Origin of the sequence: Brucella sp. NBRC 12953 (genome assembly GCF_040369775.1) — a bacterium.
Taxonomy (GTDB): Bacteria; Pseudomonadota; Alphaproteobacteria; order Rhizobiales; family Rhizobiaceae; genus Brucella; species Brucella pseudogrignonensis.
In genome coordinates this window covers 415,800-436,579 of sequence record NZ_BAABSV010000004.1, presented here as the reverse complement: position 1 = coordinate 436,579, position 20,780 = coordinate 415,800, and the positions used below count along the sequence as shown (strand labels likewise).

Genomic DNA, 20,780 nt, shown 5'->3' with positions numbered 1-20,780 from the left:
TCAGGCCTCCTTCATGCGTTGACGCGCGAGTCTTATATCGGAAAACCATACAAGTCCTCGCTGTAGCGCAATGAACAGGAACAGCAAGATACCGATTGCTATTTTTGTCCACCACGAAGATAGCGTTCCATCGAAAACGATATAGGTCTGTATCAGGCCCTGTATCAGAATGCCGACGAAAGTTCCTGCCACCAGACCGGCCCCGCCGGTAAGAAGTGTGCCACCGATAACCACCGATGCAATCGCATCAAGTTCCACCCCAACAGTTGCCAGCGAATAGCCCGATGAAGTGTAGAGCGTATAGACGATGCCAGCTAAGCCGGAAAGCACGCCCGACATCGTATAGATGCCGATAGTCGTGCGGGCAATGGGAACACCCATCAGCTCTGCCGATTGCGCATTGCCGCCGAGCGCATAGATGTTTGCGCCAAAGCGCGTGCGATGCGCAATGATACCGCCGATGAAGAAGACCGCCAGCATCAGCATAGCGACAAAAGTCAGTCTGCCGCCGCCCGGAAGCCGGAAGTAGAGCCCTTGCAGCGTATCGATGAACGGATGTGAAATCGGCACAGACTGCGTCGAGATCAGGAATGCAGCACCGCGTGCGAGAAACATGCCCGCAAGTGTCGCCACAAAGGGCGGGATGCTGAGATAATGGATCATCATCCCCATCCACGCGCCAAACAGGGCAGCAATCACCAGAATGAGCGCGAAGGCGATCAGCGGATGCACGCCAAGCTGCCCGACAAGGACCGCCACAAAAACGCTGGTGAAGGCGATGACCGATCCGACTGACAAGTCGATGCCGCCAGAGATAATCACAAAGGTCATGCCAACGGCTGCGATGCCTAAAAAGGCATTGTCCGTCAGAAGATTACCGATCACCCGTGTTGAAAGCATGTTCGGAAACTGGATGACGCAGATCGCATAGGCGAGCAGGAAAATCGCGACCGTTGTGACGAAAGGCAGATTGCGAAGCACTCTCATTGCCGTGCTCCTTGGTGCGTTGGCTTTGCGACGTTGTTTTTGCGTTCAGCACGCAGGAAGGTGAAAAAGCTGACGATTGCAGGCGACTGGAATGTCAGCACGATCACGATAATGCCTGCCTTGATGATGAGGTTGAACTCCGGCGGAAACCCAGCCATCAGAATGCCGGTATTGATCGACTGAATGATCAGCGCGCCAAGCAGCGATGCCATTATCGAGAAACGCCCGCCATTCAGCGATGTGCCGCCGATGACGACCGCCAGAATGGCGTCGAGTTCAAGCCAGAGACCGGCATTGTTGGCATCTGCGCCGCGAATATCAGCGGTGGCGATCAGCCCGGCAAGCGCTGCACAAACGCCTGAAACTGCATAGACACTGAACAGGAGAAAGCGGGCTTTAACGCCTGCCAGCATGGCAGCGCGGCGGTTGATGCCGGTTGCTTCAATCAGGAATCCGAGCGCTGTCGAGCGCACGGCAAGTCCGACGGCAAGACCCGCAAGTATCCAGATCAGCACCGGCACTGGTATGCCGAGGAACGAACCGGAGCCAAGGGTTGCAAAGGAATCATTGTTGAAGGTGAGGATTGCGCCTTCGGTGATAAGCTGGGCGATACCACGCCCCGCGACCATCAATATCAGCGTTGCGATGATGGGCTGGATATCGAACACGGCCACAAGAAAGCCATTCCACAAACCGCAGACCAGGCCAACGCCGAGTGCGACAGGAATGACGATCGCCAGCGGATAGCCTGCAACGATAAGCGATGCAGCCGTTGCGCCACTGATTGCCATGACCGCGCCGACCGACAGATCAATGCCGCGGGTCGCGATCACCAATGTCATGCCAACTGCAAGAATGGCGACAGGCGCAGCACGCACCAGAATATCGATCAGGCTTCCGTAAAGGCGTCCGTTCTGAAAGGAAATGCCGAGAAAGCCTGGCGCGATGATGGTGTTTGCTGCCAGAATAAGCGCGAGGGCTGCCAGCTGGGGGCTCAGTCTTTTAAGTTTCTTGGCCATGCGAGCGATCATGCTGCGGCTTCCTTTTCGCTTCCGGTCTCAGCAATCGCACGCACGATATTGTCGGCGGTGATTTCTTCGCCCTTGAGTTCCGCCACATGGCGGCGGTCGGAGAGCACCACGACGCGGTTTGCCACGGCTGCAAGTTCTTCAAATTCCGAAGAAATGATAACCAGAGACATGCCTTCGGTGCAGAGTTCGCCGATAAGCTTGAGGATTTCTGCATGTGCGCCGATGTCGATGCCGCGCGTCGGCTCATCAAGGATCAGCAGGCGCGGATCGGTGGCCAGCCAGCGCGCCAGAATGGCCTTCTGCTGGTTGCCGCCCGACAGAAACTTGATCGGCTTGTCAGGATCAGGCGGGCGGATATCAAGCGCTTTGATATAGCGCTGGGCGAGGGCGGCTTTTTCGCGCGATGAAATCGGCTTTGACCAGCCACGCTTTGCCTGTATGGCGAGCGCAATATTCTCGGCCACCGAAAAATCGCCGATGATGCCATCGGATTTACGTTCTTCGGGGCAGAAGGCAAAGCGTTCGGCAATGGCTGCAACAGGCGATGGCAGCTTTGTTTCCTTACTGTCGACCGTAAGCGCGCCGCTGTCTGCCTGATCGACGCCGAACATGAGCAATGCGGTTTCGGTTCGGCCAGAGCCGAGCAGCCCCGCAATGCCGACGGCTTCGCCCGGCTTGATGGCGAGATCAAACGGCGCGACACTGCCTTTCTTGCCAAAGCCTGAAAAGCGAATGGGAGCCGTTGTGTTGTCGCTGACTTCTTCAGTTAGTTGTCGGCGGACGGTTTCCTGCAACTGATGGCCGAGCATCATCGAAATCAGATCGGTGCGCGGCAGGTCTGAAAGGGTGCGACTGCCGACCAGCCTGCCATTGCGCAGCACGGTGGCGCAATCGGCTATGGCATAGACCTGATCCAAAAAATGCGTGATGACGATGATGCCAAGGCCTTCAGCTTTCAGCTGACGCAGCACGCCAAACAGCATTTCGACTTCGCGCGCATCAAGACTTGCGGTCGGCTCATCAAGTACCAGCACTTTGCCGGAAACATCGACTGCGCGGGCGATTGCGATGATCTGCCGGATGGCTACCGAATAGGCCGACAAGGGGGCGCCGACGTCAATTGTGAGGCCGTATCGGGCGAGCAGGGTGGCTGCATCTTTTTCCATGCGGCGACGGTCAATGAAACCGAGGCGTCGCGGCTGGCGACCGAGGAACAGATTTTCGGCGACCGTCAGATTTTCAAGAAGATTGACCTCCTGATAGACCGTGCCGATGCCGAGCGTCTGCGCTTCCGCGACTGATGCCGGAGCAATTGCTTGCCCCTCAAGTAAGATTGAGCCGTCAAAGCCATGATAGGCGCCGGTCAATATCTTGATGAGCGTTGATTTTCCTGCACCGTTTTCGCCGAGCAGGGCATGGATTTCACCACGATTGAGCACGAAATCAACGTGATCAAGCGCAGTCACTCCCAGAAAGGATTTGGTTATTGAGCGCGCTTCAAGAAGCGGCGTTGCTGGCGTCTCTCGCGCAGCGATGTCGGGGCGAGCCATGGCAGTCTTCCGCTTGCGAATTGCAAAACTTGCCTCGGGCCATGATGCAACATGGCCCGAAGGTTAAATGTGAAGATCAGTAGCCGAGGCCCTTTTTAGCTTCATAAACGGCCTTTGGATCATCAGCCTGTGTGTAAAGCTTGGATTCGGTCTGGATCCACTTCGGCGGAACGGTGCCCTTGTCCTTGAAAGCTTCAATCGCGTCGAAAGCCGGACCAGCCATATTTGGCGTAAGCTCAACGGTAGCATTGGCTTCACCATTGGCCATTGCCTGGAAAATATCCGGCACGGAGTCGATGGACACGATCTTGATGTCGGTGCCTGGCTTGAGACCAGCTTCCTTGATCGCCTGAATAGCGCCTACCGCCATGTCGTCATTATGGGCGTAAACTGCGCAGATATCCTTGCCGCCACCTTCGGCCTTGATGAAGCTTTCCATGACTTCCTTGCCCTTGGTGCGGGTGAAGTCGCCGGTCTGCGAGCGGGAAATCTTGATATTGTCATGGCCTGCAAGCGCTTCTTCAAAGCCCTTCTTGCGGTTGATTGCGGGAGAAGAGCCGGTGGTGCCCTGAAGCTCGACAACCGAGCAAGGCTTGTCGCCTACTTCCTTGACCAGCCAGTCGCCCGCGACCTTGCCTTCATGGACCTGATCGGAAGTGACAGCGGTGAGATAAAGGTCTTCCGGTGCATCGATCTGGCGGTCGAGAAGCACGACAGGGATTTCTGCTTCCTTGGCTTCCTTCAGAACCGCATCCCAACCGGTTGCAACAACCGGCGCGATCAGGATCGCGTCAACGCCCTGTGCAATGAAGCCGCGAACGGCCTTGATCTGGTTTTCCTGTTTCTGCTGTGCGTCGGCAAATTTCAGCGTGTGGCCGCGCTTTTCAGCTTCCTGTTTGGTGACGCTTGTTTCGGCAGCGCGCCAGCCCGATTCTGAGCCGATCTGCGAAAAGCCGACTGTGAGTGAAGCAGCGGATGCGCTCGAAATAAGAGCAAGAGACGATGCTGTAATCAGGGCGGCCGTCAGAGCCTTCAGACTGCGTTTCATATTAGTTCCTCCCAATAAAAGGCTCTCCCAGCCTTCACGTTTATGAAGCATATAATATTACTTTATGGCAAGCGCATTTCGTGTGTTCGCTGGAAACTGGGGGTGCGACAAACGTGCATATTATGCAATTATATAGCTAAATCATGGTGTTAATAGGCTTTTGGGGGTGGTGTATCTCGAAGGGTGGTCTGCACCGTGTTTCGCTTGCTTGACAAGTGGGTGTTGGACAAAATAGTCATATTAATAAGAAGGAGCCGTCGATTGACACATCTGTGTTTTTGAACGGTCGGGAAGAATGTTCCGCAAGAGTTTTGCGGAAAATGGGAGGTTCAATGTTACGTCTGGTACAGTTCCGCGACATGCGCGGAGAAACGCGTGTGGCTGCTTGTGATGATGAAGGCGCTGCACATGTCGTCAATGGCGTGACTACGACTTACGAACTGGCGTGGGCTGCAATTTCCGCAGGCATCAGTCTCGCTGAACAGGTAGAGCAGAATGGCAAGGGCGAGGCTGTCGATATTCATGCAGCACTTGCAGGTGGTCAGGTTGGCCTGCCGATTACCCATGAAGATCCGGCACATCTGATTGTTGCAGGTACGGGTCTCACACATCTTGGTTCTGCGGATGGTCGCGACAAGATGCACAAGGCAGCACAGGCTGCTGAAAAGCCGACCGACTCCATGCGTATGTTCCTGATGGGTGTTGAAGGTGGCAAGCCAAAGCCCGGTCAAACCGGTGTGCAGCCGGAATGGTTTTATAAGGGCGACGGTTCGGCGCTGGTTGGAACGGGCGGTGAGCTGGTCTCGCCATCTTTTGCCGAAGATGGTGGTGAAGAACCGGAACTCGCAGGCATCTATCTGATCGGCCCGGACGGTACGCCGTTCCGCCTCGGCTTCTGCCTTGCCAATGAATTTTCCGATCATGTGACGGAAAAGCAGAATTATCTCTGGCTCGCGCATTCCAAGCTGCGTCAGGCGTCGCTGGGGCCAGAGCTTTATGTGGGCGATCTGCCTGATCATGTTGAAGGTGTTTCGCGGATTCGCCGTGGCGATCAGGTGATCTTTGAAAAGCCGTTCCTTTCGGGCGAAGCGAACATGTCGCACACGATCGCCAATCTTGAGCATCATCATTTCAAGTATGAACTGTTCCGTCGCCCGGGTGACATTCATGTGCATTTCTTCGGCACCGCAACACTGTCTTTCTCGGAAGGTGTGAAGACGGAAAATGGCGACCAGTTCGAAATTTCGGCAAAGCCTTTCCGTTATCCGCTGGTCAACCGGCTGGCACAGGCGAAAGCCGCAGACATTGCCGTGAAGGCGCTCTGAAATGGCGGCTGCATCCAATATCAATCTGGCAATTGTTGGTCTTGGCAAGATTGCCCGCGATCAGCATCTGCCATCCATCGAAGCCATTGATGGCATTGAGCTCAAAGCCATTGCCAGCCGCAATGCTGGTCTTGATGGTTTGCCATCCTTTCACGATATCGACCAGCTGCTGGAGAGTGATGTCGCCATTGATGCGGTGTCGCTTTGCACGCCACCGCAGGGCCGATTTCAGCAAGCCTATGCAGCACTGAGCGCGCGCAAGCATGTGATGCTGGAGAAGCCTCCGGGTGCGACGATTTCGGAAGTGCAGGCGCTGACTCGTTTTGCTGAAAAGCAGGGCGTTACGCTTTATGCGACCTGGCATTCACGCGAAGCTGCAGCCGTTGAACCTGCCCGCGAATTTCTGAAAGGCGCTGTAATCAAATCTGTTGCGGTGTCGTGGAAAGAGGATGTGCGTCATTGGCACCCCGGCCAGCAATGGATCTGGGAGCCGGGTGGTCTTGGTGTATTCGATCCGGGCATCAATGCGCTGTCGATTGTCACGCATATTTTGCCGGAACGGTTTTTCCTGACGAAGTCCGATCTCTATTTCCCTGAAAATCGTGCGGCACCGATTGCAGCAGATCTCAGCTTCGAGACGGAAAGCGGTGTTCCGGTTTCCTTTGAACTCGATTGGCGACAGACGGGCCCGCAGACATGGGATATTCGTGTCGAGACCGATAAAGGCACGCTGCTGTTGAGCCATGGCGGTAGTCGTTTGACCATCGCAGGCACGGAGAAAATGGCCGAGCCTGATCGTGAATATCAGCGTCTTTACCAGAATTTTGTGAGGCTGGTTGGCGAAGGGCAGAGCGATGTTGACCTGGCACCTCTGACTCATGTTGCCGATGCCTTCCTTCTGGGACAGCGGCATGTAGTCGAAGCTTTTGAAGATTAGGAAATGGGACCGCCCGGCGGTCTCTTACCCACGCAGGACAGTGAAATGAATAAGCCCGTTACTCCTCAGACGCCAAAGTTCCGTTCACGCGCATGGTTCGATAATCCGGACAATGTGGATATGACCGCGCTCTATCTTGAGCGCTACATGAATTACGGTCTCAGTCAGGAAGAGCTGCAATCCGGTCGACCGATCATCGGCATTGCGCAGACGGGTTCTGACCTTTCACCGTGCAACCGTCATCATCTGGAGCTGGCCAATCGCGTGCGTGAAGGTGTGCGTGAAGCGGGCGGTATCGTGATCGAATTTCCGGTTCATCCGATCCAGGAAACCGGCAAACGTCCGACTGCGGGCCTTGATCGCAACCTCGCATATCTCGGCCTTGTCGAAGTGCTTTACGGCTATCCGCTCGATGGCGTTGTGCTGACGATTGGTTGTGACAAGACCACGCCTGCCTGCCTGATGGCTGCTGCAACCGTCAATATTCCGGCGATTGCGCTCTCGGTTGGTCCGATGCTCAATGGCTGGTTCCGTGGCGAACGCACGGGTTCGGGCACCATCGTCTGGAAGGCGCGTGAGCTGCTGGCCAAGGGCGAGATCGACTATGCGGGCTTTATCAAGCTGGTTGCTTCGTCGGCACCCTCAACCGGCTATTGCAACACGATGGGCACGGCAACGACGATGAATTCGCTTGCCGAAGCGCTCGGTATGCAGTTGCCGGGCTCGGCGGCAATTCCAGCGCCTTATCGTGATCGTCAGGAAGTCTCGTATCTGACTGGTCGTCGTATTGTTGAGATGGTCTATGAAGATCTGAAGCCAACAGACATCATGACCAAGGAAGCCTTTATCAATGCAATTCGCGTGAATTCGGCAATTGGTGGTTCGACCAATGCGCCGATCCATTTGAATGCGCTGGCGCGTCACGTTGGCGTCGATCTGACGATCGACGACTGGCAGAAATATGGTGAGGAAATTCCGCTGCTGGTCAACCTTCAGCCAGCGGGTGAATATCTCGGTGAAGATTATTACCATGCGGGTGGTGTGCCAGCAGTCGTCAATCAGCTGATGGGGCAGGGCCTCATTCATGAGAATGCGCTGACTGTTAACGGCAAGACCATCGGTGAAAACTGCAAGAATGCTACGATTGAAGACAGCAATGTCATCAAGACCTATGATCAGCCATTGAAGAGCCATGCCGGTTTCCGCGTGTTGCGCGGTAATCTGTTCTCGTCGGCGATCATGAAATTGAGCGTTATTTCGGAAGAATTCCGCAATCGCTATCTCACTGACGAGAAAGATCCCAATGCCTTTGAAGGCAAGGCTGTCGTGTTTGACGGCCCGGAAGATTATCATCACCGCATCGACGACCCGTCGCTGGAAATCGATGAGCATACCGTGCTGTTCATGCGTGGTGCAGGGCCAATCGGCTATCCGGGTGCCGCAGAAGTCGTGAATATGCGCGCGCCGGATTATCTTCTCAAGAAGGGCATCAGCTCGCTGCCTTGCATTGGCGATGGCCGTCAGTCGGGCACGTCGGGTTCGCCTTCCATCCTCAATGCATCACCGGAAGCCGCCGCTGGCGGTGGTCTGGCGCTGCTCAGAATGGGTGATCGTGTGCGTATCGATCTTGGTCGCGGCACTGCCGATATTCTGATTTCTGATGAAGAACTGGCAGAACGCCGCAAGGCTCTCGAAGCTGCTGGTGGTTATAAATATCCTGAAAGCCAGACGCCGTGGCAGGAAATCCAGCGCGCGGTTGTTGGCCAGATGGAAACGGGTGCGGTTCTCGAAAACGCAGTCAAATATCAGGACATTGCGCATACGCGTGGCCTGCCGCGAGATAACCACTAAATGTCCGGCGCAAAAACACCATTTGCGGCAGTGGCGGATTGGGGGACGACCCGGTTCCGCCTCTGGACGCTGGATGCTGATGGCAATGTGCTCAAGGAAAGCCGCGGCGACGACGGGTTGATCTCAGCAAAAGAAACGGGTTTTGAGACGCTGCTCGAACGGCATCTTGCCTCCGTGGATGCGCCGGATGATCTGCCGGTGGTGATCTGCGGTATGGCCGGTTCGCGGACCGGCTGGATCGAAGCACCCTATATGAATTTGCCTGCCGGGCTTGAAGGAGTGGTCGCTGCTGCGGTGCACGTGCCTGCGAAACGGCATGTCATCATGCTGCCGGGTGTTGCCCGGGGCAGCAAGGATGCGCCGGATGTGATGCGCGGCGAGGAAACCAAGCTGCTTGGGCTGGTGCATCGCGGCACGCGTGATGCCGTGGTGGTGATGCCCGGCACGCATGCGAAGTGGGTGCATATCGCAGACGGCAAGCTTAACGATTACCGCTCTTTCATGACGGGCGAATTGTTCGCACTCCTAAAAGACAAGTCTGTTCTGGCCGGTGCGCTTGAAGGAGCTGGGCCGGTTGACCCAAAGAGTGCAACCTTTGCTGCCGGTGTCAAAGCCTCGCTTGAGACACCTGAGCTTATCGCCAATGCGCTCTTTACGGTGCGCGCTGGCTGGCTGGTGCATGACTATAAGCCGACAGATCAGCTTGCACGTCTGTCGGGTCTGTTGGTCGGGCTGGAAGTTGCCGGTGGCCGCACATTGTTTGGAAAACCAAGCGAGGTTCTGCTGCTTTCCGACGGCATGATGGGTGCGCTTTATGCTTCTGCGCTTGAGATTGCCGGTGTGAAAGTGAACCGCATCGAAGCTGATGAGCTGGTGCGCGATGGGCTGTTTATGGCGGCAAAACACGCATTTGCGGGAGGCGCGCAATGAGCGAACGTATCGCATGGCCGAAGCTTCGCTATCCGCTGGTGGCAATCCTGCGCGGCATTCGTCCGGAAGAAACGGAAGGCGTTGTCTCCGCTCTGATCGAGGTGGGTTTTGAGGCGATCGAAATTCCGCTCAATTCGCCGGAGCCGTTTGTATCCATTGAAAAGGCTGCCAAGCTTGCGCCCGCCAATGTGCTGATTGGTGCTGGCACTGTGCTTTCGGTCGAGAATGTGGATCGGCTCAATGATGTTGGTGGCCGACTTCTGGTCAGCCCCAATGTCGAGCCTGATGTGATCCGCCGCGCGAGCAGACATGGCATGGTGACGATGCCTGGCGTGTTTACACCGACCGAGGCTTTCAGCGCCATTCATGCTGGCGCATCGGCGCTCAAGTTTTTCCCGGCAAGTGTGCTGGGTGCTGACGGTATCAAGGCGATCTCCGCTGTGTTGCCGAAGGGTATTCCGGTAGGCGCAGTGGGTGGTGTCTCGGAAAATGATTTTGCGACTTATCGGGCAGCGGGAGTGAGCTGTTTCGGACTTGGTTCCAGTCTTTACAAGGCTGGTTTGACGGTCGCTGACGTGCGTGAACGCGCGCAGCGTGCGGTTGAGGCATGGGACAAGATCGCAGGCTAGAGCATGTCTCCCAAAAGTGGGAACCGGTTTTGGGACAAAGACATGCGTAAAAACGAAAGCTTAAAGCATCTTGTTTTTTGGAGGAATTCCGCAGGGCCTAACGGCGGGGGCGGAAATTTTGGGAGAACGGCAGGCTTATAGAGCCTGTCCCAATTTGGGAGTGAGACAATGGCAGGCATAAAATCATTAACATTGGCAGTGGCGATGGCCGCCTTTGCCTTTACCGGCTTTGCACAGGCAGAGGACAAAGGTCTTGTGGGTGTAGCAATGCCAACCAAGTCGTCGGCGCGCTGGATTGCAGACGGCGACAACATGGTAAAGGTGCTCAAAGAGCGCGGTTATCAGACCGATCTTCAGTATGCTGAAGACGATGTTCCAAACCAGCTGGCCCAGATCGAAAACATGGTCACCAAGGGCGCCAAGGTTCTTGTTGTGGCATCGATCGACGGCACAACGCTTTCCGATGTACTGGCCAAGGCCAATGAAGCAGGCATCAAGGTCATCGCTTATGACCGCCTGATCCGCGATACGCCGAATGTGTCGTATTATGCGACCTTCGATAACTTCCAGGTCGGCGTACTTCAGGCGCAGTCCATTGAGACCGCTCTTGATCTCAAGAACAAGGAAGGCCCGTTCAATATCGAGCTTTTCGGTGGTTCGCCTGACGATAACAATGCCTACTTCTTCTACAACGGCGCAATGTCGGTTCTCCAGCCATATATCGACAGCGGTAAGCTCGTTGTTGCCAGCGGCCAGACCGGCATGGACAAGGTAGCAACGCTGCGCTGGGATGGTGCGACCGCTCAGGCGCGTATGGATTCGATCCTTTCGGCTTTCTATTCCGACAAGAAGCTCAATGCAGTGCTGTCGCCTTATGATGGTATTTCCATCGGTATCCTGTCCTCGCTCAAGGGTGTAGGCTATGGCAGCGGCGATATGCCAATGCCGGTCGTTTCCGGTCAGGATGCGGAAGTGCCTTCGGTCAAGTCGATCCTTGCTGGCGAGCAGAACTCGACCATCTTCAAGGATACGCGCGAACTCGCCAAGGTGACTGTCGATATGGTTGACGCGCTGATGAGCGGCAAGGAACCAGAAGTGAACGACACCAAGACCTATGACAATGGCGTCAAGGTTGTGCCGTCTTATCTGCTCAAGCCGGTTATTGTTGACAAGTCGAACTGGAAGCAGGTTCTGGTCGATAGCGGTTATTACAAAGAAGACCAGATCCAGTAAATTTGTGCCCGGACGCGTGCTGATAAACGCGTCCGGAATGCCTGCTCATTGCCACCATCCCCGCCGCCCAGTTTTCGAACTGGGTTAGGCTAACAGATTGACAGCGTTGTCTTTTTGAGGGCTGAGGGTTCGCAGAATGATGGCATGGCAGGCTACAGCTTAATTCCTTCAACTTGAGTAAGTTAAGGTAAAATTATGCTGTAAATACAGATATTTAGAGCGAGATTTGTGCGCCCCAGAAGGCGCGCGGCGCTCTAGTAATGGGAGCGAGCGATGAACGTAGCCAATCCTGTCGCGCTTGAGCAGAACAGCGGTCAGCCGGATATTGCCGGTAAACCCCTGCTTGAGATGCGCGGCATCAGCAAATCCTTCGGTGTCGTGAAGGCGTTGAGCGATGTCAATTTTACCGTGATGCCGGGAGAAATTCACGCATTTGTCGGCGAAAATGGCGCGGGCAAATCAACGCTGATGAAAGTGCTGTCGGGTGTTTATCCCTCTGGCAGCTATGAAGGTTCGATCTTTTTTGACGGAGAAGAGCGACACTTCCGCGATATCAATGATTCCGAAGCGCTCGGCATTGTCATCATCCATCAGGAGCTGGCGTTGGTGCCGCTCATGACGATTGCCGAGAATATTTTTCTCGTCAATCCGCCTGCAAGCTATGGTGTTATTGACCGCAGCGAGGTGCATAGCCGCACAAAGGCGCTTTTGAAGAAGGTTGGCCTGACGGAATCGCCGGATACGCTGGTGACGGATATTGGTGTCGGCAAACAGCAGCTCGTCGAAATTGCCAAGGCGCTTTCCAAACGTGTGCGCCTTCTGATCCTTGATGAGCCGACAGCAAGCCTCAACGAAACCGATAGTGCGGCCTTGTTGGCATTGCTGCGCGAGTTTCGCGCGCAGGGTATCACTTCGATCCTGATTTCGCACAAGCTCAATGAAATTCGTGAAGTAGCCGACAAGATCACGGTGCTGCGCGATGGTCGCGCTGTAGCAACGCTTGATTGCAATGCTGGCGAGGTCGAGGAAGACGATATCATCCGCAAGATGGTCGATCGTGATCTGGAAAGCCGCTATCCAAAGCGCGATCCGAACATTGGCGATGTGATTTTCGAGGTCGACAACTGGTCCGTTTATCATCCGCTTCATCCGGAGCGCCACTCCGTCAAGAACGTTTCGTTTAAGGTGCGAGCCGGTGAGATCGTCGGTATTGCCGGCCTGATGGGCGCTGGTCGTACCGAGTTTGCCATGAGCCTCTTCGGGCGTTCATGGGGTACGAATATTTCCGGTGAAGCTCGTATGAACGGCACTCCGGTTGATATTTCCACGGTCGCCCGCGCCATCAAATCGGGGCTCGCCTATGTGACTGAGGACCGCAAAAAGTTGGGCCTTGTTCTTGGCGAGAATATATCGCGCAACATATCACTCGCGCATTTGCGCGGTGTCAGCCCCAAGGGCGTGATCGACAGTATTCGCGAAATGAAGGTCGCGAACAGCTATCGCGATCAGATGAGCATCCGCTGCCACAACGTTTATCAGGAAACAGGCACGCTTTCAGGCGGCAACCAGCAGAAGGTGGTGCTGTCGAAATGGCTGTTCAGTGGGCCGGATGTGCTGATCCTCGATGAACCGACGCGCGGCATCGATGTGGGCGCGAAATACGACATTTACACAATCATCAATTCACTGGCTGACAGCGGCAAGGGCGTGGTCGTCATTTCATCCGAAATGCCGGAACTGATCGGTATCTGCGACCGCATTGTCGTCATGCATGAGGGAGCTTTCGTCGGCGAAGTGGCTGGCGAAGGAGCGACGCAGGAGAACATCATGCGCGCCATCATGCGGAACAAGGGAAAACAATAATGAGCGAGAACGTAATTCAGAGCGGCCCGAAAGCGCCGAGCGGTGTGGGGCGTTATCTCAAAAACAATCTGCGTGAATCGGGAATGTTGCTCTCGCTCATCGCGATCATGATCTTTTTCCAGATCGTGACCGGCGGCGTGCTGATGAAGCCGCTGAACCTCACCAATCTCGTATTGCAGAACAGCTATATCGTCATTATGGCGCTCGGAATGCTGCTGGTTATCGTGACCGGACACATCGATCTTTCGGTTGGATCGGTCTGCGGTTTCATCGGCGCACTGGCAGCTGTCATGATGGTGCGGTGGGGAATTCCATTTCCGATCGCAGCTATTCTGTGCTTGCTGGTAGGAGGGATCATCGGCGCGATGCAGGGCTTCTGGGTCGCTTATTTCAACATTCCGTCCTTCATCGTGACGCTCGCGGGGATGCTGGTTTTCAAGGGTCTGATGCTTGCCGTTCTTGGTGGGCAGTCGGTCGGGCCATTCCCGCAGGTTTTCCAGAAGCTTTCGTCCGGCTTCATTCCGGAGTTTATTGGCACAACATCAGGCGGTATCTATCTCACATCGCTGATCCTCGGCGTGGTCATTGCGGGCTTCATCGTCTGGCAGAATACAAGATCGCGCGCGCGCCATATCGCGCACGAGGTGGAGACAGAACCGTTCGGCCTGTTCGTGGCCAAGAATATTCTGTTCTTTGCTGGTATTGCTTATCTCGCGCTGCTGATTTCGTCGCATCGTGGTATGCCTAACGTCCTGATTATCATGGCTGTTCTGATTGCTGCCTATGCGTTCCTGACCAACCGAACAGTGATCGGTCGTCAGATTTATGCGGTGGGTGGCAATCGCCATGCGGCCAAGCTTTCGGGTGTTAAAACCGAGCGGCTGACCTTCCTCGTCTTCGTGAATATGGGCGTGCTGGCAGCGCTTGCGGGTCTGGTTTTCGCGGCCCGTCTCAACACGGCGACACCAAAGGCTGGCCTTGGTTTTGAGCTTGACGTGATTGCCGCCTGCTTCATCGGTGGTGCATCGGCATACGGTGGTGTGGGGCGTGTGACGGGTGCGGTGATTGGCGCGCTCATCATGGGCGTGATGAATAATGGCATGTCGATCTTGGGTATTGGTATCGATTATCAGCAGGTCATTAAGGGCATCGTGCTGCTGGGTGCCGTCTGCATCGACGTCTATAACCAGCGCCGCTAAACGGGCTTTGGCCATGAAATGGCCATATTCCTGACACGGGTTTAACACGATTTAACGTGTTTCAGAGGCCGTTTTTGCGGAAAAAAGCTCACTATCGGCGCGTTATCGCGCTGGTGCTTCGCCTTTTGGGAGAGGGAGGCAGAAGCCATTCGGGCCGGAACATTGTTCCGGCCCGATTTGTATTTCTTAGATCGCCGTACGGCGCGCGTGGTCGAGATAAATCTCGCGGAGCTTGAGAGCGACCGGACCGGGCTTGCCGCCACCGATAGGCTTGTCGTCGATAAACGAAATCGGCGTTACAAAAGTACCCGCGCTGGTCATGAAAGCTTCTTTCGCAGCATAGGCTTCATCAATCGTGAAAAGACGCTCTTCAAGCTTCATGCCGGTTTCAGCGATGAGCTGCAACAGCGACAAACGTGTGCAACCTGGCAGGACCGCATTGCTGTTTGGGCGGGTGACGATTACATCATCCTGAGTGACGATATAGCCGGTCGAAGATGCGCCTTCGGTGACGTAGCCGTCCTCTAACATCCAGGCCTCGCTGCAACCGGCATTCTGGGCGATTTCCTTGGCGAGAGCCTGTGGCAGAAGGCAGACGGTTTTGATGTCGCGACGCTTCCAGCGCAGATCGTCCAGTGAAAGCACGCGGATGCCTGTTGCGACTTCCGGCCGGACCGCAAGGGCTTTAACTTGGGTGAACAGAACCACTGATGGCTCCAAACCTTTAGCGACAAAATCACGGTCGCGACCATCGCCGCGCGTTACTTGAAGATAGACCAGACCCTCGGTGAGATTGTTGCGGCGGATCAGTTCGTGCTCGATCTCGACAATCTCATCTTCGCTCATCGGCATAGGAATGCCGATTTCACCTGTCGAACGACGCAGACGCTTCATATGCGGGTCGCTATCGACCAGCTTGCCGTCAAGGACTGCGGTTACTTCGTAAATTCCGTCACCAAAGAGAAAACCACGATCAAAGATCGAGATTTTTGCATCGCGCGCGGCGACATAATCGCCATTCACATAAACGATGCGGTCTTCAAGTTCTGCTGAAACGGCCATGTTGGAACGGTCCTGAAAATAGCGCATCCCGAAAAGTGTGAAGCGATTTTCGGAATAGATGCGCGCAAACGCTAAAAAGAAAAGGCTGCGAAGAACATCGCAGCCTTTTCTTAAGATACCATCTCATCAGAAGGAACAATAATTTTCAGGCAGCCTGTTTTGCCGCCGTAATTGCTTCGTTGCGGATTTCTTCGGTGAGCTTTAAGCGCAGCTCCGAGAATTCCGGGCTGGCTTTGACCTGATAGGAACGCGGATGCTCAATATTGACCGGCGTGATCGATTTGATCTTGCCGGGGCGGGCTGTCATCGTAACCACGCGGGTCGCCATAAAGATCGATTCTTCAATATCGTGGGTGACGAAGATCACGGTTTTCTGCTCACGTTCCCAGATGCCGAGCAAGAGTTCCTGCATCAGTCCACGCGTCTGGTTGTCGAGCGCGCCGAAAGGCTCATCAAGGAGCAGGATTTTTGGGTCATTGGCAAGTGCACGGGCGATTGCCGTGCGCTGCTGCATCCCACCTGAAAGCTGCTTCGGCCAGTGGTTTTCAAATCCGCGCAGACCGACTTTATCGATGTAGCTATCGATAATTTCGCGGGCCTGCTTTTCCGGCATACCTTTTTCGCGCAGGCCGAAACCGACATTCTGCCGAACGGTTAGCCATGGAAACAGCGTATAAGACTGGAACACCATGCCGCGATCAGCACCCGGTCCTTTGACCGGCTGACCTTCCAGCGTCACCGTGCCAGTGGTCGGCTTGTCGAGACCGGCAATGATGCGCAAAAGTGTGGACTTGCCGCAGCCCGAAGGACCGAGAATGGTGACAAAATCATTCTTCGGAATGATGAGATCAGTTGATTGTAAAGCAAGGGTTGGTTTGCCGCCGTGAACACCCGGAAAGGTACGGCTCACGCCTTTAACGACGAGTTCCTGTTCGGTTGTCGTAACCATTACGCAAACCTCCACGCAAAGAGCCAGCGGTTGATGTATTTGAACGCCAGATCAGAAATCAGGCCGATAACGCCGATTACAATGATGCCGAAAATGATCTGTCCGGTGGCCATAAGCGCCTGCGAATTGATGATCATATAGCCGATGCCCGATGATGCGCCGATCAGCTCAGCGACGATTACATAGGTCCATGCCCAGCCGAGCACGAGGCGCAGCGTTTCAGCAATATCGGGGGCGCTAGAAGGCACAAGCACACGGCGAATAACGCCGCGATCCTTGGCGCCGAGTGTATAGGCAGCCTCAACCAGATCGCGGCGCGTGTTAGAAACAATGACAGCGATCATCAAAATGAGCTGGAAGACTGCGCCGATGAAGATGACGAGCAGCTTTTGTGTTTCGCCAATGCCTGACCAGAGAATGAGAAGTGGCACGAAAGCCGATGCTGGCAAGTAACGTGCAAAGGAAACGAAGGGTTCGAGCAGCGCTTCAATGGGTTTATATGCACCCATCGCAATACCAAGCGGAATGGCAACGATGCTTGCCATGATGAAGCCGCCCAGCACACGCCAGACAGTCATGCCGATATCCGAAAGGAAACCCTGATTGGCGATGAGATCATATCCATCCTGAACCATGGTGATCGGATCGGCTAGGAAGGTAGGGGAAACGAAGCCTCCGAGGGTTGCGACGCCCCAGAAAGCAAAGAAAAGCACGAAGAACAGAATTCCCAGAAAAATTCGGGCTCCGTTTCCAATCGGTTGCATAGGCTGCATAGATATATCCGTTTAGTCAGGCACTACGTGAGGCTGAAATGAAACAGACCCGGAGCGAACTCCGAGCCTGCTTTTTCGATGTGATTACTTGATGAAGCTTGTGTCGACAATATCGTCGAGGTTCGGCTTGTTCTTGATCACACCAGCGTCCAGCAGGAGCTTGGTGGCTTCTTCCGAAAACTCCTTGAACTCGCCTTCAAAGAACTTCTGGTTGGCGGCTTTGTCCTGCCAGCGCAAATAGGCGGCGGACTTACCAAATTCTTCGCCTGACTGCTTCACATCCTTGCCCATGATTTCGTAGGATTTGGCCTGATCGGCTGCAATCATTTCAAGCGCTTCGAAATAACTGTTGGCGAGTGCCTTGGCAGCTTCCGGGTTCTTTTCAAGGAAATCCGGGGTGCAGCCAACGGTGTCCATGACAGCCGGATATTCGAGTGTTGTGGCGAGAATTTTGCCTTTGTCGGGTGCTGCACGTACCGTCGACAGATATGGTTCGTAGGTCAGGGCAGCGTCGTTCTGGCCTGCAACGAAAGCCTGCGCTGCTGGTCCCGGTTCCATGTTGACGATCTTCACGTCCTTGGTGGTCATGCCGTTCTTGGCCAGCATGAAGGCAAGGAAGAAGTATGGCGACGTGCCGGGAGCGGAAGCGGCAATGGTCTTGCCCTTCAGATCGGCAAAGGAATTGACATCGGCGCGCACGGCGATGCCGTCAGCGCCATAGGATTTGTCCATCTGGAAAATCTGCTTGGACTTCACGCCAGCCGCGTTCCAGATGATCCATGTTTCAACGGTGGTTGCCGCGCACTGGATATCGCCCGATGCGAGCGCCAGGTGGCGGCTTGCCTGCGGAATTTTATTGAGCGTGACGTCGAGGCCGTTCTTTTTGAAGATACCTGCTTCTTTCGCAAGCGTCAGCGGACCAAAGCCGGTCCAGCCGGAAAAGCCGATTGCGACTTTTGTTTCTGCCTGTGCGCTCGAAGCGAAGGTGAGCGCTGCGAGGGCTGCGCCTGCCAACCAAGATTTTCTCATATGTGAACCCCTTTTTTGTTTTAAGCATATACATATTCTGGCAGACAAATTAGCAGGGCGGAAATTTCTGTCCAGAGAGGCGTATAAAGAATCCTTTGGCCGCCAAACTGTTCAAATTTCCCGTAGATTGTTGATTATACTTCGATAATCGCAATCCGATAGACGATCCCCTTACCAATAAGTTCTAGAGAAAACTGAGCCTCTCCCGACATGACCAAGCAATCATGCAGGCTCAGATGCGCGATTCTGCTGTCTGTTTTTAGATCGAAATTGCCTTCTGCACAGAAAATAAGCATGGCGCCGCGATTGGATGCAACAATTCTCGAATCATAAATGGCGATGCGTTCGACGTGATGCGTGAAGCGCCCGCGTCGCGTCATGACGTTGAGATCGGTGATTGTTCCGTCGATGAGGCAGGCACCAGAGCTGGCATCGGCGGCAAATGCAAAGGGTGCTGTCTCGCGTGTGAGGGTGGTTTCCAAACCTTCAACATCGAGAACAATGCCGTTGCCTTCCAGCACCGACAATGTGCGATCAATGCCAGTGAAAACCGAGAAGGGGCCGTCATTGGCAACGGTTGCTGTGGAAATGCGCCAGTCGAAATTATCGACTGACGCATTTTCAGGGTGGATCGCAATTTCAACCGTAACACCGCCACCGTTTTTCCACGGCATGTGCTTGTGGTCGGCGCTGCGTAAGATGTGCATGGATTAATTACCCAGTATTGCAGGCAGACGCAGACCCTGCTGCTTTGCCCAGTCGAGCGCTTCTTCATAGCCCGCATCGGCATGGCGCATGACGCCGGTAGCCGGATCGTTCCACAGCACACGACCGATGCGCTGGTCGGCATCTTCCGAGCCGTCACAGCAGATGACCATGCCCGAATGCTGGGAGAAGCCCATGCCGACGCCGCCGCCATGATGGAGCGATACCCATGTTGCGCCCGATGCGGTGTTGAGCAGGGCATTGAGCAGCGGCCAGTCGGATACAGCATCCGAGCCGTCCTTCATGGATTCGGTTTCGCGGTTTGGCGAAGCGACCGAGCCACTGTCGAGGTGATCGCGGCCAATGACGATAGGTGCTTTCAGTTCGCCATTGCGGACCATTTCGTTGAAAGCGAGGCCGAGGCGGTGACGATCACCGAGGCCAACCCAGCAGATGCGCGCTGGCAGACCCTGAAACGCGATGCGTTCTTTCGCCATGTCGAGCCAGTTGTGCAGATGCTTGTTGTCTGGCAGCAGTTCCTTCACCTTGGCATCGGTCTTTGCAATATCTTCCGGATCGCCGGAAAGGGCTGCCCAGCGGAAAGGCCCAATGCCGCGGCAGAACAGCGGGCGGATATAGGCAGGCACGAAGCCCGGGAAGGCAAAGGCGTCTTCCAGACCTTCTTCAAGCGCCATCTGGCGGATGTTGTTGCCGTAATCCACCGTTGGAATGCCAGCATTCCAGAAGTCGAGCATGGCCTGAACCTGCACCTTCATCGAAGCGCGGGCGGCTTTTGCGACGCCCTTCGGATCGCTCTCCTGCTTGGCGCGCCATTCAGCAACGCTCCAGCCGATTGGCAGATAGCCATGCACCGGATCATGTGCCGAGGTCTGATCGGTCACGATGTCAGGGCGCACGCCGCGCTTGACGAGTTCCGGGAAAACATCAGCGGCATTGCCGATGAGTGCAATGGATTTGGCTTCACCTGCCTTGGTCCATTCGTCGATCTTAGCCAGAGCTTCATCAAGGCTGTGGGTTTTTTCATCGACATAGCGGGTACGGAGGCGGAAATCAGCGCGGGTTTCGTCACACTCGACTGCGAGGCAGCAAGCGCCAGCCATAACCGCTGCGAGAGGCTGAGCGCCGCCCATGCCGCCGAGGCCGCCGGTGAGAATCCATTTTCCCTTAAGGTTGCCATCATAATGCTGGCGACCAGCTTCCACGAAGGTTTCATAGGTACCCTGAACGATGCCCTGCGCGCCGATATAAATCCACGAACCGGCGGTCATCTGGCCATACATGGCCAAGCCCTTCTTATCCAGTTCGTTGAAATGGTCCCAGGTTGCCCAATGTGGCACGAGGTTGGAATTGGCGATCAGAACGCGCGGCGCATCCTTGTGGGTACGGAACACACCGACCGGCTTGCCCGACTGCACCAGCAGGGTTTCGTCGTCGTTGAGTGTCTTCAGCGTTGCAACGATACGGTCGAAATCGTCCCATGTACGGGCTGCGCGACCAATGCCGCCATAGACAACCAGTTCATGCGGGCGTTCGGCAACGTCCGGGTCGAGATTGTTCATCAACATGCGCAGGGGGGCTTCGGTAAGCCAGCTCTTGGCGTTGAGCTCGGTGCCGCGTGGAGCGCGAACGTCGCGTTCGTTATGACGTGGGTTGGACAT

Annotated in this window: 18 protein-coding genes; 8 read left to right on the top strand and 10 right to left on the bottom strand. The window is 55.2% G+C overall.

Going from position 1 to position 20,780, the window contains the following annotated elements; all coding sequences use genetic code 11:
* From yjfF to ytfQ, 4 genes are all read right to left on the bottom strand, one after another.
* A complete protein-coding gene (yjfF, locus tag ABWV94_RS12335) occupies positions 1–987 on the bottom strand; it encodes a galactofuranose ABC transporter, permease protein YjfF (protein ID WP_113496297.1) in 987 nt (328 codons plus the stop codon).
* Positions 984–2,018, bottom strand: coding sequence for an ABC transporter permease (locus tag ABWV94_RS12330; RefSeq protein ID WP_007876266.1), 1,035 nt, complete (start codon positions 2,016–2,018; stop codon positions 984–986). The genes yjfF and ABWV94_RS12330 overlap by 4 nt, the downstream gene beginning before the upstream one ends.
* Positions 2,015–3,568, bottom strand: coding sequence for a sugar ABC transporter ATP-binding protein (locus ABWV94_RS12325; protein WP_312468431.1), 1,554 nt, complete (start codon positions 3,566–3,568; stop codon positions 2,015–2,017). Before ABWV94_RS12325 ends, ABWV94_RS12330 begins: the two co-directional genes overlap by 4 nt.
* Positions 3,569–3,644: 76 nt before the next feature.
* Positions 3,645–4,616, bottom strand: a complete 972-nt coding sequence (ytfQ, locus tag ABWV94_RS12320) for a galactofuranose ABC transporter, galactofuranose-binding protein YtfQ (protein ID WP_007876262.1) — start codon at positions 4,614–4,616, stop codon at positions 3,645–3,647.
* Between the two features lie 332 nt (positions 4,617–4,948).
* Here ytfQ and araD1 point away from each other — a divergent pair, with 332 nt between their 5' ends.
* The 8 genes from araD1 (at position 4,949) to mmsB (ending at position 14,583) form a co-directional block, all read left to right on the top strand.
* The gene (gene araD1, locus ABWV94_RS12315; protein WP_007876261.1) at positions 4,949–5,941 is read left to right on the top strand and encodes an AraD1 family protein; all 993 of its coding nucleotides are present in this window, start codon (positions 4,949–4,951) and stop codon (positions 5,939–5,941) included.
* A gap of 1 nt (position 5,942) precedes the next feature.
* The gene (locus ABWV94_RS12310) at positions 5,943–6,878 is read left to right on the top strand and encodes a Gfo/Idh/MocA family protein (protein WP_113496296.1); all 936 of its coding nucleotides are present in this window, start codon (positions 5,943–5,945) and stop codon (positions 6,876–6,878) included.
* A gap of 45 nt (positions 6,879–6,923) precedes the next feature.
* Positions 6,924–8,729, top strand: a complete 1,806-nt coding sequence (locus ABWV94_RS12305) for an IlvD/Edd family dehydratase (protein WP_079212601.1) — start codon at positions 6,924–6,926, stop codon at positions 8,727–8,729.
* The gene (locus ABWV94_RS12300; RefSeq protein ID WP_353413696.1) at positions 8,730–9,659 is read left to right on the top strand and encodes a 2-dehydro-3-deoxygalactonokinase; all 930 of its coding nucleotides are present in this window, start codon (positions 8,730–8,732) and stop codon (positions 9,657–9,659) included. It abuts the gene before it with no gap.
* Positions 9,656–10,288: a 2-dehydro-3-deoxy-6-phosphogalactonate aldolase gene (locus ABWV94_RS12295; protein ID WP_113496294.1), complete on the top strand. Its 633-nt coding sequence runs from the start codon at positions 9,656–9,658 to the stop codon at positions 10,286–10,288. The genes ABWV94_RS12300 and ABWV94_RS12295 overlap by 4 nt, the downstream gene beginning before the upstream one ends.
* 168 nt (positions 10,289–10,456) lie before the next feature.
* Positions 10,457–11,521 carry a multiple monosaccharide ABC transporter substrate-binding protein gene (gene chvE / locus ABWV94_RS12290; protein ID WP_112812731.1) on the top strand — a complete coding sequence of 355 codons (1,065 nt, stop codon included), beginning with the start codon at positions 10,457–10,459 and terminating at the stop codon, positions 11,519–11,521.
* Between the two features lie 273 nt (positions 11,522–11,794).
* Positions 11,795–13,384, top strand: a complete 1,590-nt coding sequence (gene mmsA, locus ABWV94_RS12285; protein ID WP_113496293.1) for a multiple monosaccharide ABC transporter ATP-binding protein — start codon at positions 11,795–11,797, stop codon at positions 13,382–13,384.
* Positions 13,384–14,583 (top strand): multiple monosaccharide ABC transporter permease, encoded by a 1,200-nt coding sequence (gene mmsB / locus ABWV94_RS12280; protein ID WP_007876249.1) that lies wholly within the window; start codon positions 13,384–13,386, stop codon positions 14,581–14,583. Before mmsA ends, mmsB begins: the two co-directional genes overlap by 1 nt.
* A 186-nt stretch (positions 14,584–14,769) precedes the next feature.
* Here the strand turns inward: mmsB and ABWV94_RS12275 are convergent, their stop codons facing one another.
* The 6 genes from ABWV94_RS12275 to hutU all read right to left on the bottom strand — a co-directional run bounded on the left by ABWV94_RS12275 (position 14,770) and on the right by hutU (position 20,780).
* Entirely contained in the window at positions 14,770–15,645 is an 876-nt protein-coding gene (locus ABWV94_RS12275) for a D-amino-acid transaminase (protein WP_353413693.1), read from the bottom strand.
* Between the two features lie 145 nt (positions 15,646–15,790).
* Positions 15,791–16,594 carry an ABC transporter ATP-binding protein gene (locus ABWV94_RS12270; protein WP_064320938.1) on the bottom strand — a complete coding sequence of 268 codons (804 nt, stop codon included), beginning with the start codon at positions 16,592–16,594 and terminating at the stop codon, positions 15,791–15,793.
* On the bottom strand, positions 16,594–17,367 hold the full coding sequence (locus tag ABWV94_RS12265; protein WP_113496292.1) for an ABC transporter permease: 774 nt from the start codon (positions 17,365–17,367) through the stop codon (positions 16,594–16,596). Before ABWV94_RS12265 ends, ABWV94_RS12270 begins: the two co-directional genes overlap by 1 nt.
* A gap of 84 nt (positions 17,368–17,451) precedes the next feature.
* Positions 17,452–18,396, bottom strand: coding sequence for an ABC transporter substrate-binding protein (locus tag ABWV94_RS12260; RefSeq protein ID WP_039860058.1), 945 nt, complete (start codon positions 18,394–18,396; stop codon positions 17,452–17,454).
* A gap of 134 nt (positions 18,397–18,530) precedes the next feature.
* The gene (locus tag ABWV94_RS12255; RefSeq protein WP_353413690.1) at positions 18,531–19,103 is read right to left on the bottom strand and encodes a HutD/Ves family protein; all 573 of its coding nucleotides are present in this window, start codon (positions 19,101–19,103) and stop codon (positions 18,531–18,533) included.
* A gap of 3 nt (positions 19,104–19,106) precedes the next feature.
* Positions 19,107–20,780 carry a urocanate hydratase gene (gene hutU, locus ABWV94_RS12250; protein ID WP_113496290.1) on the bottom strand — a complete coding sequence of 558 codons (1,674 nt, stop codon included), beginning with the start codon at positions 20,778–20,780 and terminating at the stop codon, positions 19,107–19,109.